This window comes from Microbacterium sp. Leaf179, from assembly GCF_001423785.1.
In the GTDB taxonomy this organism is placed as follows: Bacteria; Actinomycetota; Actinomycetes; order Actinomycetales; family Microbacteriaceae; genus Microbacterium.
In genome coordinates this window covers 405115-419491 of the sequence record NZ_LMPH01000002.1, presented here as the reverse complement: position 1 = coordinate 419491, position 14377 = coordinate 405115, and the positions used below count along the sequence as shown (strand labels likewise).

Here is a 14377-nt window from a genome sequence, read left to right as displayed (position 1 = left end):
GCGTGAGAGCGGTCCCATATCGATCCTTGCCACGGAGCGCAATGGTCTTGCCGCACGACTTCGGACAATTTAGGAAGACCTCGTGGAGCATACGAACATCGAGACCCGCGACGCCGAGACGGTGGAGCAGTTGTGGCAGTCGGTCGTCCCGGGCGCGCGCATCTCGCGCGCGGAGGTGATCCAGCCCGGTCTGTCCTGGCATGCCGCGACGGAACCGGGGTTCGGTTTCTTCGACTACACGATCGGGTCGACCATGCTCGTCGAGTCCGACCCGCTCGATCACGTGGTCGTCGGCCGTATCGCGGGGCCGCGGGTCGCGGGAACGTATCGGCGGGAGCGCATCGACACCGCGGTGCCGTTCATGGTCGTCGACCGTCCGCTCGAGATCGCGTTCAGTGGGCGCATCGCCGGGGCCGGCGTGTCGTTCGCGCGATCGGAGTTCGACGAGGCCGCCCGGCGTCTGTCGGGCGATGACACGCTGCGCGTGCGGCCGACCGGCTACGCCCCCGTCAGCGAGCAGCGTCTGCGCTACTGGTCGCGCACCTGGGAGTACGCCCGCGACGTGCTGCTGCGCTCGCAGGAACGCTCGCCGCTCGTCGAGCAGCAGGCGCGCACGCTCATGCTCGAGGCGTCGCTGCTGACCTTTCCGACCACGTTGACCGAGGTCCTCGCCGCCGGGCGTCCGGCCCGCCCGCTCCCCGCTCCCGTCCGCCGGGCGAAGGCCTACGTCGAAGCCCACGCCGCCGAGCCGGTGGTGCTGGCCGACATCGCCACGGCGGCTCGACTGTCGCCGCGGGGGCTGCAGTACGCCTTCCGTGCCGCGACCGGGCGCACGCCCATGCAGTACCTGCGCCGCGTGCGGCTCGACGCCGCGCGCGCCGAGCTGCGCAGCGCCGATCCGTCGGTCGACACCGTCGCCGCGGTCGCCGCACGTTGGGGGTTTTCGAACCTCGGCCGTTTCGCGGCGATGTACCGCGGCGAGTTCGGCGAGACGCCGTCGACGACGCTGCGCAGCTGACCCGCGCGCGCGTCGGCGCGTCGCGGTGCCCAGCGGAGGGCGTGGGACGAGGGGAGGACGTTTCTCGTCCTGGCATCCTCCCGTCGCTGCATCTCCTCCGTTCCGCACGCCGTCGGCGGTCCGGTCCCCGGCCTGCGGCAGGTCGCTGGCGATCCGGGCTCCGGCGTCGTGTCACGCTGTCGGCGGCCCGGGCCGCAGGCCGCGTAGCGCCGCCCCGGAGCGCAGCCGGTGTCAGTGCCCGGCGCCGAGCCCACCGGTGAGGCGCCCGTGGAATCGGGCGGCGGCGGTGTTCATGCCCTGGAGTTCGACGGTCGTGCCCAAGTGCGCGTACTTGGTCTGAACGGCGTCGAGGGCGGCCACCGTCGAGGCGTCCCACACGTGCGAGCGCGACAGGTCGATGACCACGTGCGCCGGGTCGTGGTGGTAGGCGAACTTCGTCGTCAGGTCGTTGCTGGAAGCGAAGAACAGCTCGCCCTCGACGGTGTAGCGCGCTACCTCGCCGTCGACCTCGCGGGACACCGTCGTCAGGCTCGCGACTCGGCGTGCGAAGAGCACGGCCGCGGCGATCACGCCCACGCCCACACCGATGGCGAGGTTGTGCGTCCACACCGTGATCGCGACGGTCGACACCATCACGACCGTCTCGCTCACCGGCATCCGGCGCAGGGTCGAGGGGCGGATGCTGTGCCAGTCGAACGTGGCGACCGAGACGACGATCATCACGGCCACGAGCACCGCCATCGGGATGATCGCGACGACGTCGCCGAACACGAGCACCAGCAGCAGCAGGAAGACGCCGGCCAGGAAGGTCGAGATGCGCGTGCGCGCGCCCGATGCCTTGACGTTGATCATCGTCTGGCCGATCATCGCGCAGCCGCCCATGCCCCCGAACAGGCCCGACAGCACGTTGGCCGCGCCCTGACCGAGTGACTCGCGCGTCTTCGACGAGGGGGTGTCGGTGATGTCGTCTACGAGGGCGGCGGTCATCAGCGATTCGAGCAGCCCGACGATCGCCATGGCCACGCCGAACGGCAGGATGATCGCGAGCGTCTCGCCGTTCAGCGGCACGTTCGGCAGCAGCAGCGACGGCAGGCTCTCGGGCAGCGCGCCCTGGTCGCCGACGGTCGGCACCGAGATGCCGAACACCACAGCAGCGCCGGTGAGCAGCACGATGGCCACGAGCGGCGCGGGCACGGCCTTGGTCAGTCGCGGCAGCAGGTACATGATCAGCAGCCCCGCCACGGCGATCGGATACACCGCCCAGGGCACGCCGATCAGCTGCGGCACCTGCGCCGTGAAGATGAGGATCGCGAGCGCGTTGACGAAGCCCACCATGACGCTGCGGGGGATGTAGCGCATGAGTTTGGCGACGCCGAGGAGGCCGAGGACCACCTGCAGGATGCCGCCGAGGATCACCGTGGCGAGCAGGTAGTCGACGCCGTGCTCGCGGGCCACGGGGGCGATGACGAGGGCGATCGCGCCGGTCGCGGCCGAGATCATCGCCGGACGACCGCCGAGGAACGCGATGGCCACGGCCATCACGAACGACGAGAACAGGCCGAGGCGCGGGTCGACCCCGGCGATGATCGAGAAGGCGATCGCCTCGGGGATGAGGGCGATCGCCACGACGAGGCCGGCCAGCACCTCGCGGGTGAGCAGGCGGGGCGAGCGGAGTGCCTGCAGCACGGTCGGCTCGGGGCGCGGGCGCGCGAAGACGTCGGTCATGGAGATGCTCCCGGGGGACGCGGCGGAGGGATCCCGCCGATGAGCGGGGAGAATGAGGGGGTCGCGATCGCGACCGAACACACTCTACCGTAACGAGAGGGTTGCGGGATCGGGGATGCCATGAGCGACGCGCGACCGATGCAGATCGGCGAGCTCGCGGAGCGGACGGGCCTGTCGATCCGCACGCTGCGCCACTACGACGAGATCGGGCTCCTCGTGCCCTCCGCCCGCAGCGACGGCGGCTTCCGCCTCTACACGCCCGACGACGAGTCGCGCCTGCTGCTGATCCGCCGGATGAAGCCGCTGGGCTATTCGCTCGAGCAAATGGGGGAGTTGCTCTCGGTGGTCGACGGCCTCGCCGACCGGCCCGATGACGCCGCCCTCGGCGAGCGTCTCGAGGCCATCCGGACCGAGGCCTCGGAGCGGCGCGAGACGCTTCGACGCCAGCTGGCCGCCGCCGACGAGTTCGTCGCCCAACTGGCCGCGCGATGACCGAGCACGACCTCGTCCTGCGCGGTCCCGACGTCGTGCTCACCCCCGCGCACCCCGACGACGCGACCGAGGCGTGGGCCCTCACCGACGCGGAGCTGTGGGCGGGCATGACGACCCCCTGGCCCGAGAGCGTCGAGGCTCACGCCGCGCGCATCGACCAGCAGCGGCAGACCCCGGGCCTGTTCGCGTTCACGGTCCGGGATGCCGTGACCTCCGGCATCCGGGGATCGACGACGTTCTACGACCACACGCCCGCGCAGGGCCGGGTCGAGATCGGGACGACCTGGTACGGCCGCGCATTCCAGGGCGGAAGGACCAACCCGGCGACGAAGCTGCTGCTGCTGACCCACGCTTTCGACGTGGGGGCTGAACCGAGTGGCGCTGCGGTGCGACAGCCGCAACACCCGCAGTGCCCGCGCGATCGGGCGGCTCGGTGCGACGCCCGAGGGGCGCCTGCGGCGGCACCGCATCAACGCCGACGGCACGGTGGGTGACACCCTGTACTTCTCGATCCTGCGCGACGAGTGGCCGGCCGTACGCGCGGGTCTCGAAGAACGGCTGCACGGTGCGCGGTGACCGACGTCGCCTCGGGGAGCGCGACTCGGACCGGCTCGAGTCCCGTGTAAGCTTTCCCGTTGGAAGTGTGTCCGAGCGGCCTAAGGAGCATGGCTGGAATCCATGTAGGCGGGGTAACTCGCCTCGCAGGTTCAAATCCTGTCACTTCCGCCGAACGAAGAGCGTCGTCCCTCACCGGGGCGGCGCTCTTCGTTTTCCCCGGCGGACCGCGACCCCGAGCAGAGCTCGGCCTCGACGCGCAACCGGTCCCGCCCCCTACCGTCCGACGGGTTCGCGCTCCGCGGACGCCGCACCCGGGCGCACGAGCAGCGAACGCGGCGCGAGTCGCGCGCCGAGGCGCCGGGGACGAGAGGCCGCGGCGGCGAGCGTGACGCGCGTCCGGTCGACGGCGTCGGCGAGGCCCGCTCCGGCGGAGGGGTCTATCGCGTCTCCGGCGTAGCTGACCTGCTCCAGCGCCGCGCGCAGCAGATCGAGGGCGTCGGCATCAGCGCCGTGGTCGGCGATCAGCCGCGCCGCGAACGCGCGGGGCGACTCGGCGGCGGGCGAGGGGATGCCGAGGTCGATGGCGTCTTCGCGCAGGGCGGTCCACGCGGCGACGGCGTCGCCCGCGCGCGCGGCGTGCAGACGTCGGCGACGCACGACGAGGCGCACCACGGCGGGGGTGGCCGCGAGCAGCACGACCAGCAGACCGGCGAGCGCCGCCGGCACCCAGGCGGCACCCCGGCCCGCGCCGGCGCCGGTGCCGACGCCGTCCTGGTCGCCGACGTTGACGCGTCCGTCCTGCGAGGGCGCGGTCGACGGCTGGGCGCCGGGGGTGGCGGCAGCCTGCTGCGGCGTGGCGGGGGCGTTGGACGCCCCGTTGGGCGACGACGAGGCGAAGTTCGTCGGCACGCCGAGGCTGTTCGTCGGTTCGAACGGCACCCATCCGATGCCCTCGAAGTACACCTCGGGCCACGCGTGCAGCTGGCTGGAGCTGACGACGAAGGTCGTCCGTCCGTCCGAGGGGGTCCCGGTCGCCGAACCCGGGAGGTAGCCCACCACGATGCGCGACGGCATGTCGAGCGTGCGCGCCATCACGGCGAACGCCGAGGCGTAGTGCACGCAGTACCCCGCGCGCACCTGCAGGAAATCGGCCACGGCGTCGAGTCCCGCTCCGTCGAAGCCCGAGTCGACCGGGGCGTCGAGCGAATAGCGGAACTCGCTGCTGCGGAACCAGGTCTGCAGGGCGATCAGCGCGTCGTACGGGTTCTGCGTGCCCGCCGTGACCTCTCGCGCGGTGTCGCCGATGATGGCGGGCACGTTCGCCGGGAGCGTGCGCACCGCGTCGCCGAGGTTGCCGCCGCCGACCGGCCGCGCGCGGATCTGCTCGAGGGTGGGACGCGCGACGGTCGACTGCACCTCGTACACCTGATCGCGCGTGGAGCCGGAGCGTGAGACGACGGTGCGGTTCTGCGGCATCCCGAGCCAGTCGCCCTGCAGACCCGTCACCGTGGAGGCCGGGTAGGGCACGGGCAGCCAGGGGCTGTCGAGCTGGTCGACGTCGATGTCGGTGGTCCAGTCGGCCACCGCGATCTCGCCGTCGACGACGAGCGGGTCGAACACGGGTGCGTCGTCGCGCACGGGCACGGTGTCGGAGCTGTCGGGCTGCCACACCGAGCCGTCGAAGCTCGACAGGGTCACCGCGCGCAGGTAGGGCGCCGACGGCGCGGTCGTGCGCACGCTCAGCACGTCGACGTCGCGCGGCTGACGCAGGTCGTTGCCGAGTTCGAGGTTGGGGTTGATGGTCGTTCCCACCCCGCCCGTGCCGCCCGAGGCGAAGCGCAGGCCGGGCTGGGGCAGCAGGGGGGTGGCGACGACGGCCACGATGACCGCGACGGCGGCGACGCCGAGGGCCGTCGCCGACGCGCCGACACGGCGCGGAGTCCTCGGGCGACGCGCGACGGGATCGGTCTGCACCCGCGCGCGGGTGTCGATGCGCAGCAGGAAGAGCAGAGCCGCGGCCAGCACGACGAAGCTCCAGACGTCGACGTCGGAGGGGATCGCGATCGTCGGGATGAGCGACACGGCGACCAGTCCCACGCCCGCGAGCAGGGGCATGCGCGCCGTCAGGACGACGTGATCGAGCACGATCGCCAGGGCCCCGAAGGCGGCGACCAAGAGGAAGCTCAGCCCGGTGGCGGCCGACACCGGGGCCACGCCGACGCGGATCTCCTCCGCCGCGGCGTCGAGCAGTCCGGGAACGGATGCCACGGTGGCCGGCGTCGGGATCAGCCCGAGCAGCGCGGTCGGACGCCCGAACATCGCCGTCAGCAGCACCACCCAGACGACGACCTCGACGAGGCTGGCCGCGAGGGCCGGCAGACGCGCGAGCCGCACGCCGAGACCCGCCGCGAGGACCGCCGCCGAAAGACCGGCGGCGCCCGCCACCCACGAGCCCGGCGCGATGACCGAGAACGCCGGCAGCATCGCCGCGGCGAGGGCGACGAACAATCCGATGCTGAGCAGTGTCGCATCGCGTCGGCGCCGCGGGGAGCGCAGCACCGTCACATCACCGGTCGACACGGGCGTACCCCTGTTCCATCGCTGCGTCCCAGCTCTCGGCGATGTCGCCGCGGGGTCGCAGGGTGCTCGCGCGCCAGCCGGCGTGCCATAGGGCGTCGAGCTCGGTGTGCTCGGCCACCGCGAGCAGCACCGCGAGAGACGATCGCGGAGCGGTCGATCCGAGGCCCGCGCGGTCGTCGGGGGTCAGCGAGCCCGTGACGACCACGAGCGGTCCGAGCAGGGCGGCGGCCGAAGCGGGGAGTACGCGCCGCGACTCGTCGTCGGGCCGCGCCGTGAGCGTGGCGAACATCGCCGCGGCGGCGCGCGCCTCGACGTCGTCGCCCCCCTCGACGGGGTCGACCAGCAGGGTGCCGTCGCTGTCGACGACGTCGACCGTGTACCCCTCGTGCACGAGACGCGCGAGAACCGAGACGCAGGCGCTCACCGCCGTCTCGAACGCGGGGTCGCTCGCGGGGGCGAGCGCGGCGGCCGGCGACCAGCGCGAGACGGCGCGGTCGAGGACGACGGTCGCCGCGGGGCTGGACTCCTGCTCCTCCTGGCGCACCATGAGCATGTCGCGGTGCGCGGTGGCGCGCCAATGGATGCGGCGCATCGAATCGCCGGGCGCGTAGGGACGGGCGACGAGGTTGTCGGCCCCCTGTCCCAGCTGCAGCGCGGCGGTCTGCCGTGTTCCCCCGGCCTCTCCCGACGCTGACGGCAGGGCCGCGAGGTCGATCACGGCCGGGGCGACGGTGACGGGGGTCGGTCGGCCCAGGCGCAGGCGTCGCCGGAGCACCCCGAACGGATCGGTCGTGGTCACCTCGAGCGGTCCGAGCGAATGGATGCCGCGCGCCGCGCCGACGACGTCGTAACGCAGCTCCACCGCGGCGGCGGCGGGGAAGCTGCCCCGGGCGCGTCCCGCGAGGCCGGCGGGAACGACGTCGCTCCATCGCCCGGCCGACGCGGGGAGGGCGCTGCGCAGACCCGCGCGCACGACCACCTCGGCCCGAGCGCCGACCTCGGGCACATCGGGTGAGACCGCGCGGGTCACCTCGCCCGCGCCGCGGGTCAGCAGCAGCACGACGGCCGAACCCGCGAGCAGCGCGACGAGCAGCGTGCCGAAGTACATCAGTTCGGGGATGCCGGCTTGCCGCGCCACCACGAACGACGTCACCGCCAGCACCAGCGCCCCCGTGCCTCGCAGGGTGAAGGGCCAGAGTCGACTCACGCGGGGCTCACGGTCGCGGGGCGAGCGGCACGCGCACGCTGGCGGCGATCCGATCGAGCGCCTCGGCGACCACCGCGGCTCCGGCACGCCCACCGGCCGCTGAGCGATTGGCGATGAGGCGGTGGGCGAAGACGGGCGACAGCAACGCGGTGAGGTCGTCGGGAATGACGTACGAGCGCCCGTCGAGGGCCGCGCGCACCTTCGCCGCGCGCACGAGCTGCAGGGTCGCGCGCGGGCTGGCGCCCAGACGGATGTCGGGGTGGCTGCGGGTGGCCTGCGCGAGCGCCACGACGTACTCCTCGAGCGCTGGGGCGAGGTGAACACCGCGTGCCCACGCGATCATCGCGGTCACCTGTTTGGCCGTGACGGCGGGCGTCAGGGCGTCGAGCGGATTGACCGTGTCGCGCTGGCGCAGCATGAGCGCCTCGGCCGCGGCATCGGGGTAGCCCATCGAGATGCGCAGCAGGAAGCGGTCGCGCTGCGCCTCGGGAAGGGCGTACGTGCCCTCCATCTCGAGGGGGTTCTGGGTCGCGACGACCAGGAACGGCGAGGGGAGCACGTGCGTGCGCCCGTCGACGGTCACCTGGCGCTCCTCCATCGCCTCGAGCAGCGACGACTGCGTCTTGGGGGAGGAGCGGTTGATCTCGTCGGCGATGACGATGTGGGCGAACACCGCGCCGGGGGTGAATTCGAACTGCCGCTGGACCGGGTTGAACACCGACACGCCCGTGATGTCGCCGGGCAGCAGGTCGGGGGTGAACTGGATGCGACGGACGTCGGCGTCGACGGTCGCGGCCAGCGCCCGCGCGAGCATGGTCTTGCCCACGCCCGGCACGTCTTCGATGAGCAGGTGGCCCTCGGCCAGCAGCGCGATGAGGGCACTCCGCACGGCATCCGGCTTGCCGTCGATGACGCGCGAGATGGATGCGACGATCTCCCCGGTCAGACGGGCGAACGTCGCCGCGGTGAGCGGCTCGTCGATCCCGGGGCGTGCGGGGGCGGTGTCGGAGCGGCGCATCCGTGAGGCCGCATCGGGCATGACCGTCTCGTCCATGGCATCCCTTGGGTCGCGAGCGGAGGCGCGTCGTGGCCACCGTGACCTGATCGTAACCCGGGCCGCGGACACCGGGGCCCGAAACCAGCGGGTGCCCAGGCGTCACTCGGCCGATGCACCGGCCCCTAGGATCGGGGAGCGTTGATCCACCCGAGGAGCCGCGCATGTCCGATGCCACCCCGTCCCTGCCCGCTTTCACCCACGTGCTCGCCGTCGACATCGGCGGGACCAAGGTCGATGCGGCCCTCGTGTCGGTCTCGGGCGAGGTGGTGCGCGAGAGCGTGACCCGCCGTCCGACCGGCCGCGAGAACGATCGCGCGACCATCGCGAGCAACGTGCGCGCAGCCGCCGAAGAAGCGCTCGCCGCGGTCCCCGGGGCCACCGTCGGGGCGATCGGGGTGGGCAGCGCCGGTCCCGTCGACCTGCCGTCGCGCTCGGTCTCGCCGCTGAATCTGCCGCTGGCGGCGGGCCTTCCGATCGACGACGTCCTGGCGGGCCTCGTCGACGGCCCCCTGCACCTCGCCCTCGACGGCACGTGCATCGCGCTCGCCGAGCACTGGCGCGGCGCCCTGGTCGGGTGCGACGACGCGATGGCCATCGTCGTGTCGACCGGGGTCGGCGGGGGCTTCGTTCTGGGAGGCCACCCCGTCACGGGTGCGAGCGGCAACGCGGGGCACCTCGGTCAGACCTTCGTGCGCACGATCGAGGGCGATGAGGTCGTGGCCTCCACCCTCGAGGCCGTCGCCGCCGGGCCCGGCACCGTCGCGTGGGCGCGCACCCAGGGCTGGACGGGCGAGACGGGTCTCGATCTGGCGGCCTCGCACGCCGCGGGAGATGCGATCGCGATCGCGGCCGTGAGTCGTTCGGCGACCGCGGTCGGGCAGGCGATCGCGGCGGCGGCGACGCTCTGCGACTTCGAGGCGGTGGCCATCGCCGGCGGGTTCTCCCAGGTCGCCCCCGACTACGTCGATCAGGTGCGCGCCGCAGCCCACGCGGCGTCGTTGCACGCCTACGCCCGCCGGTGCCGCGTGGTGGGTTCGGGTCTCGACGGTGACGGTCCGCTGCTCGGCGCGGCGGCGCTGGCGCTGCAGTCCTGACCTCCCACGGTGTCGCTGCGCCGCGTGGGGTCGATCCCCGCGCGGGCGTAATCTGAGGCGCAGGGCCCGCGCCGCGGACCGACGAGCGGAGGCGGGGGCCATGCGTACGGGATCCAACCTGCCCGCCGTGGGCGAGTACAACCAGACGCTGGTGCTCGACCTCATCCGCCGCTCGCCCGAGGGGCTCAGTCGCGTGGAGCTCTCGGCACGCACGGGGCTGAGCGCCCAGACGCTGAGCAACGTGACGCGCCGTCTCGCCGACGAGGGACTCATCGTCGAGGCCGGCAAGGTCATCTCGGGACCGGGAAAGCCCCGCACCCTGCTCAAGCTGCAGCCGCGCTCGCGTTTCGCGGTCGGGGTGCACCTCGACCCCGTCGTCGACACGATCGTGGTCGTCGACATGGCGGGCGAGGTGATCGCGCACGACGAGATCCCGCGTCTGCCGCACGCCGATGCCGCTGAGCTCGTGGAGGCCGTGGGCGCCGCCGTCGACGCGATCGTCGAGCGCGCCGGCATCCCGTGGGAACGCGTGCTCGGCGTCGGCGTCGCGGCCCCGGGCCCCTTCGACGCGCGCGGGGGCCGGCTGCTCGACCCGCCCCTGCTTCCGCAGTGGCACAACGTCCACGTTCGCGAGGATCTCGGGGCGGTGACCGGGCTTCCCGTCGTCGTCGAGAAGGACGTCACCGCGGCCATGATCGGCGAGATGTGGTTCGACCGCTCCGACGTGCTGAGCGACGCGATGTTCCTGTACTACGGCGCCGGAGTCGGCCTGGGAGTCGCCATCTCGGGCGCTCCGGTGCGCGGACGCACCGGCAACGCCGGCGGCATCGCGCACGTGGTCGTCGATCCCGACGGACCGCCCTGCGCGTGCGGGTCGCGCGGGTGCCTCGGGGTGTCGATCGAGCCGCGCGTGCTGTTGGCCGAGGCGGGCTACGACGCGGTCTCCGCCGACGACACGCGCCCCGATCTCGACCGTCTCGTGCGCGAAGCACGCGACGGGCACGCTCCCGCCGTCGCGGTGCTGCAGCGCACGGGGGAGCGGATCGCGCGCGCGCTGGTCGTGACGAACAACCTGCTCGACGTCGACGAGGTGGTGCTGGGGGGTCCCGTCTGGGAGCGTCTGGCCGAGGTGCTGCACGACACGGTCGCCACCCGCGTGGCGACCGACCCGGTGTCGACGTCGACGCGGGCGATCGTCGTCCGCGCCTCGAGCGTGGGCCTCGACGTCGCGGCCGTCGGCGCCGCCTGCCTCATGCTCGACGGGGCCTTCGCGGCTCGCCCGGCGCGCATGATGATCGCGATCTGACCCGGAATCCCGCGGGTCATAGCGCGCCGTGTCCGGATCGTTACGTCGGTGGCAGCCGCGCGACTTGCCGAGTTAGTCCATTTGATTTATAAAAGGTTCTGGCGACGCGGTGTCTCCACCCGAGCAAGGGAGCTTCCATGAATAAACTGACGATGGCGGGCGGTCTTCTGACCGCGACCGCCCTGACCGTGGCCCTGGCCGGCTGCTCCGGCGGCAGCGGCGACGCGGGCGACGCGAACACCATCCGCGTGGCGTACCAGACCACGGCGACCTTCAACTCGATGCAGACGTTGATGGAGAACGCCAAGACGCAGTACGAGGCCGCGCACGAGGGCATGACGGTCGAGCTCGTCCCGATCCAGGCCGAGGGCGCCGACTACTACACGAAGCTCGCGCTGATGAACAAGTCGGCCAGCACCGCCCCCGACGTGCAGTACGAAGACACGTTCAAGATCCAGTCCGACGCGGCCGCCGGCTACCTCCTGCCCCTCGACGACTACCTCGCGAAGTGGGAGGACTGGTCGCAGTTCGCCGAGGGCGCCAAGCAGGCCGGCCTCGGACCCGACGGCAAGACCTACGGCGTCTCGCTCGGCACCGACACCCGCGGCCTCTGGTACAACAAGGCCGTCTTCACCGCCGCCGGCATTCCCGTGCCGTGGCAGCCGAAGACCTGGGACGACGTGCTCTCGGCCGCCGAGAAGGTCAAGTCCTCGAACCCCGACGTCATCCCCCTCAACGTCTACTCCGGCAAGACCGCCGGTGAGGCCGCGTCCATGCAGGGCCTCGAGATGCTGCTCTACGGCACCGAGGACACCCTCTACGACACCGACGCCAAGAAGTGGGTCGTCGGCAGCCAGGGCTTCAAGGACTCGCTGCAGTTCGTCTCCGACGTCTACCAGGGCGGCCTCGGCCCGTCGCTGCAGCAGGCGCTCGACCCCAACATCTTCACCAGCGTGACGGCCGATTGGCTGCCGTCGGGCAAGCTCGCCATGGCGCTCGACGGCTCGTGGCAGTCGGCCGCGTGGGTCGAGGGCGGCTCGGCCGCGTGGCCGGAGTGGAGCGACGCCCTCGGCATCGCCGCCATGCCGACCCAGGACGGTCAGGCTCCCGGCTCCACCAGCATGTCGGGCGGCTGGACCCTCGCGATCGGTAAGAACACCAAGAACGCCGACGCCGCGTGGGACTTCCTCTCGACCGCGGTGAACAAGGACAACGCCACCGCGTACGGCATCGACAACAGCCAGATCGCCGTGCGTGCCGACGTCGCCGAGTCAAGCGAGTACCTCGACGCGAACCCGAGCTTCAAAACCTTCTCGAGCTTCGTCGACACCACGCACTTCCGCCCCGCCACCGAGGACTACGACAAGATCTCCAACCAGATCCAGGTCGCCATGGAGGCCGTCATGACGGGCCAGTCCAGCGTCGATGACGCCGCCGCCGCCTACGACCAGGCCGTCATCGGCATCGTCGGCGAAGAGAACACCCAGCAGGGCTGATCGTGACCGCCCTGGCTTCCCCCGGGGCGACCGGAACCAGCCGGGGGTCGCGCGTGAAGACGCGCGGCCTCCGGTCGTCGGCCCGGGCGCTCCCCCTTCTGCCGGCAGCCCTGCTGCTCGCGGTGTTCCTGCTCGGCCCCATCCTGGTGTCGCTGTGGGGTTCCCTCACCAACGCCACCCTCTCGGGGTCGACGGCCGTGGACTCGCAGTTCATCGGGTTCGACAACTACACGCAGCTCTTCCAGGCCCCCGACTTCCCGGTCTCGGTGATCAACACGATCGTGTTCGTGTTCTTCTCCGCCGTGATCGGTCAGAACGTGCTCGGCCTCGCTCTGGCGCTCATGATGCGCTCGGCGAACCGGGTCGTCACCGCGGTGGTCGGCACGATCGTCGTGACGGCTTGGGTGCTGCCGGAGATCGTCGCCGCGTTCGCCGCGTACGCCTTCTTCCGCGACAACGGCACGCTCAACGGCATCCTCGCGATCTTCGGTGCGGAGCCGGTGAGCTGGCTGTTCACGATGCCGGTGCTCATGATCATCTTCGCCAACATCTGGCGCGGTACGGCGTTCTCGATGATGGTCTACTCGGCCGCCCTCGCCGACGTCCCGCCCGAGATCACCGAGGCCGCCGAGGTCGACGGTGCCAGCGGCATCAAGCGCCTCTTCTTCATCACGATCCCGATGATCCGTTCGACCATCGGCACCAACTCGATGATCGTCACCCTGCAGACCCTCTCGGTCTTCACCCTGATCTTCGTCATGACCGGCGGTGGCCCGGGCAACAAGAGCACGACGCTGCCGATCCTCGCCTACCAGCAGGGTCTGAAGTTCGGCGAGCTGGGCTACGGCACGGCGATCGCGACGATCATGCTGCTCATCGGTGCGGTCTTCTCCTTCTTCTACGTCCGCGCCCTGCGCGAGGAGGTCTCGTCATGACCACCGCCACCCTCCCCGAGGTGTCGGGCCGCACCCGGTCCGCCGCCCGAGCACCGAAGCGCACGAAGGCGTCCCTGTCGTCGCCCCGCACCCGCGTACTGAGCTGGATCTCGAACACGCTGCTGATCGTCGTCGCCATCCTGTTCGTGGTGCCGCTCATCTGGCTGGTCACCGCCTCGCTCGACGCGCAGCCGACGCTGGCGATCAAGATGCCCGAGGTCGTCACGCTCGACAACTTCGCCGCCGTGATGAAGCCCGACCTGCTGTTCCTGCCGCTGTGGAACAGCGTGATGCTCGCGGGTGGCACCGCGATCGCGACGGTCGTGCTCGCGTCGCTCGCGGCGTACCCGCTGTCGCGCTACAAGATGCGCGTCGGAAAGCCCTTCCTCTACGCGGTGCTGTTCGGCACGTGCCTGCCGATCACGGCGATCATGGTGCCCGTCTACAGCCTGTTCGTGCAGCTGAACCTCATCGACTCGGTCGGCGGGACGATCCTGTTCCTCACCGCCAGCGCGCTGCCCATCGCGATCTGGATGATGAAGAACTTCATGGACGGCGTGCCCGTCGAGCTCGAGCACGCCGCGTGGATGGACGGCGCGGGTTCGATGCGCACGCTCGTGCAGATCGTGCTCCCGCTCATGCGCCCCGGCATCGCCGTGGTGTTCATCTTCACGTTCATCCAGGCGTGGGGGAACTTCTTCGTGCCCTTCGTGCTGCTGCTCAGCCCCGACTACCAGCCGGCCGCCGTCAGCATCTTCAACTTCTTCGGGTCGTTCGGAGCCGTGGCGTACGGCCAGCTCGCCGCGTACTCGATCGTCTACTCCCTTCCCGTCCTCGGCCTGTACGTCCTCGTGCAGCGCGGCCTCGGTGGTCCGTCGGCCCTCGCCGGCGCGGTCAAGGGCTGACCCG

General features: G+C 71.6%; 12 protein-coding genes and 1 tRNA gene. 9 read left to right on the top strand and 4 right to left on the bottom strand.

Annotated elements, in window-relative coordinates; translation table 11 throughout:
• The first annotated feature begins 82 nt into the window (after nt 1–82).
• Nucleotides 83–1018, top strand: coding sequence for an AraC family transcriptional regulator (locus ASF96_RS09445; RefSeq protein WP_055938453.1), 936 nt, complete (start codon nt 83–85; stop codon nt 1016–1018).
• Nucleotides 1019–1249: 231 nt separating this feature from the next.
• On the opposite strand, the gene ASF96_RS09440 is transcribed toward ASF96_RS09445, so the two are convergent.
• On the bottom strand, nt 1250–2743 hold the full coding sequence (locus ASF96_RS09440) for a SulP family inorganic anion transporter (protein ID WP_055938450.1): 1494 nt from the start codon (nt 2741–2743) through the stop codon (nt 1250–1252).
• Between the two features lie 120 nt (nt 2744–2863).
• Between ASF96_RS09440 and ASF96_RS09435 the strand changes: the two genes are divergently transcribed.
• The 3 genes from ASF96_RS09435 to ASF96_RS09425 all read left to right on the top strand — a co-directional run bounded on the left by ASF96_RS09435 (nt 2864) and on the right by ASF96_RS09425 (nt 3961).
• Complete coding sequence (locus ASF96_RS09435) at nt 2864–3235, top strand: MerR family transcriptional regulator (RefSeq protein WP_055938447.1); 372 nt, start codon at nt 2864–2866, stop codon at nt 3233–3235.
• Nucleotides 3232–3729: a GNAT family N-acetyltransferase gene (locus tag ASF96_RS09430; RefSeq protein ID WP_235560571.1), complete on the top strand. Its 498-nt coding sequence runs from the start codon at nt 3232–3234 to the stop codon at nt 3727–3729. The genes ASF96_RS09435 and ASF96_RS09430 overlap by 4 nt, the downstream gene beginning before the upstream one ends.
• Before the next feature lie 143 nt (nt 3730–3872).
• A tRNA-Ser gene (locus tag ASF96_RS09425) sits at nt 3873–3961 on the top strand.
• Nucleotides 3962–4066: 105 nt separating this feature from the next.
• Here ASF96_RS09425 and ASF96_RS09420 read toward each other — a convergent pair.
• Genes ASF96_RS09420 through ASF96_RS09410 form a run of 3 tightly spaced genes read right to left on the bottom strand, consistent with a single transcriptional unit; the run spans nt 4067 to nt 8598 of the window.
• Nucleotides 4067–6373 carry a transglutaminase TgpA family protein gene (locus tag ASF96_RS09420; RefSeq protein ID WP_235560570.1) on the bottom strand — a complete coding sequence of 769 codons (2307 nt, stop codon included), beginning with the start codon at nt 6371–6373 and terminating at the stop codon, nt 4067–4069.
• Nucleotides 6360–7580, bottom strand: coding sequence for a DUF58 domain-containing protein (locus tag ASF96_RS09415; RefSeq protein WP_055938443.1), 1221 nt, complete (start codon nt 7578–7580; stop codon nt 6360–6362). Before ASF96_RS09415 ends, ASF96_RS09420 begins: the two co-directional genes overlap by 14 nt.
• Nucleotides 7581–7587: 7 nt before the next feature.
• Nucleotides 7588–8598 (bottom strand): AAA family ATPase, encoded by a 1011-nt coding sequence (locus ASF96_RS09410; protein ID WP_055839498.1) that lies wholly within the window; start codon nt 8596–8598, stop codon nt 7588–7590.
• A 200-nt stretch (nt 8599–8798) separates the two neighbouring features.
• Between ASF96_RS09410 and ASF96_RS09405 the strand changes: the two genes are divergently transcribed.
• From ASF96_RS09405 to ASF96_RS09385, 5 genes are all read left to right on the top strand, one after another.
• Nucleotides 8799–9731: an ROK family protein gene (locus tag ASF96_RS09405; protein ID WP_055838521.1), complete on the top strand. Its 933-nt coding sequence runs from the start codon at nt 8799–8801 to the stop codon at nt 9729–9731.
• Nucleotides 9732–9831: 100 nt separating this feature from the next.
• Entirely contained in the window at nt 9832–11037 is a 1206-nt protein-coding gene (locus tag ASF96_RS09400; RefSeq protein ID WP_055938441.1) for an ROK family transcriptional regulator, read from the top strand.
• A 137-nt stretch (nt 11038–11174) separates the two neighbouring features.
• Entirely contained in the window at nt 11175–12533 is a 1359-nt protein-coding gene (locus ASF96_RS09395; RefSeq protein ID WP_082509530.1) for an extracellular solute-binding protein, read from the top strand.
• A gap of 2 nt (nt 12534–12535) precedes the next feature.
• Complete coding sequence (locus ASF96_RS09390) at nt 12536–13468, top strand: carbohydrate ABC transporter permease (protein ID WP_055938436.1); 933 nt, start codon at nt 12536–12538, stop codon at nt 13466–13468.
• Complete coding sequence (locus ASF96_RS09385) at nt 13465–14373, top strand: carbohydrate ABC transporter permease (RefSeq protein WP_235560568.1); 909 nt, start codon at nt 13465–13467, stop codon at nt 14371–14373. The genes ASF96_RS09390 and ASF96_RS09385 overlap by 4 nt, the downstream gene beginning before the upstream one ends.
• The last annotated feature ends 4 nt before the right edge of the window (nt 14374–14377 follow it).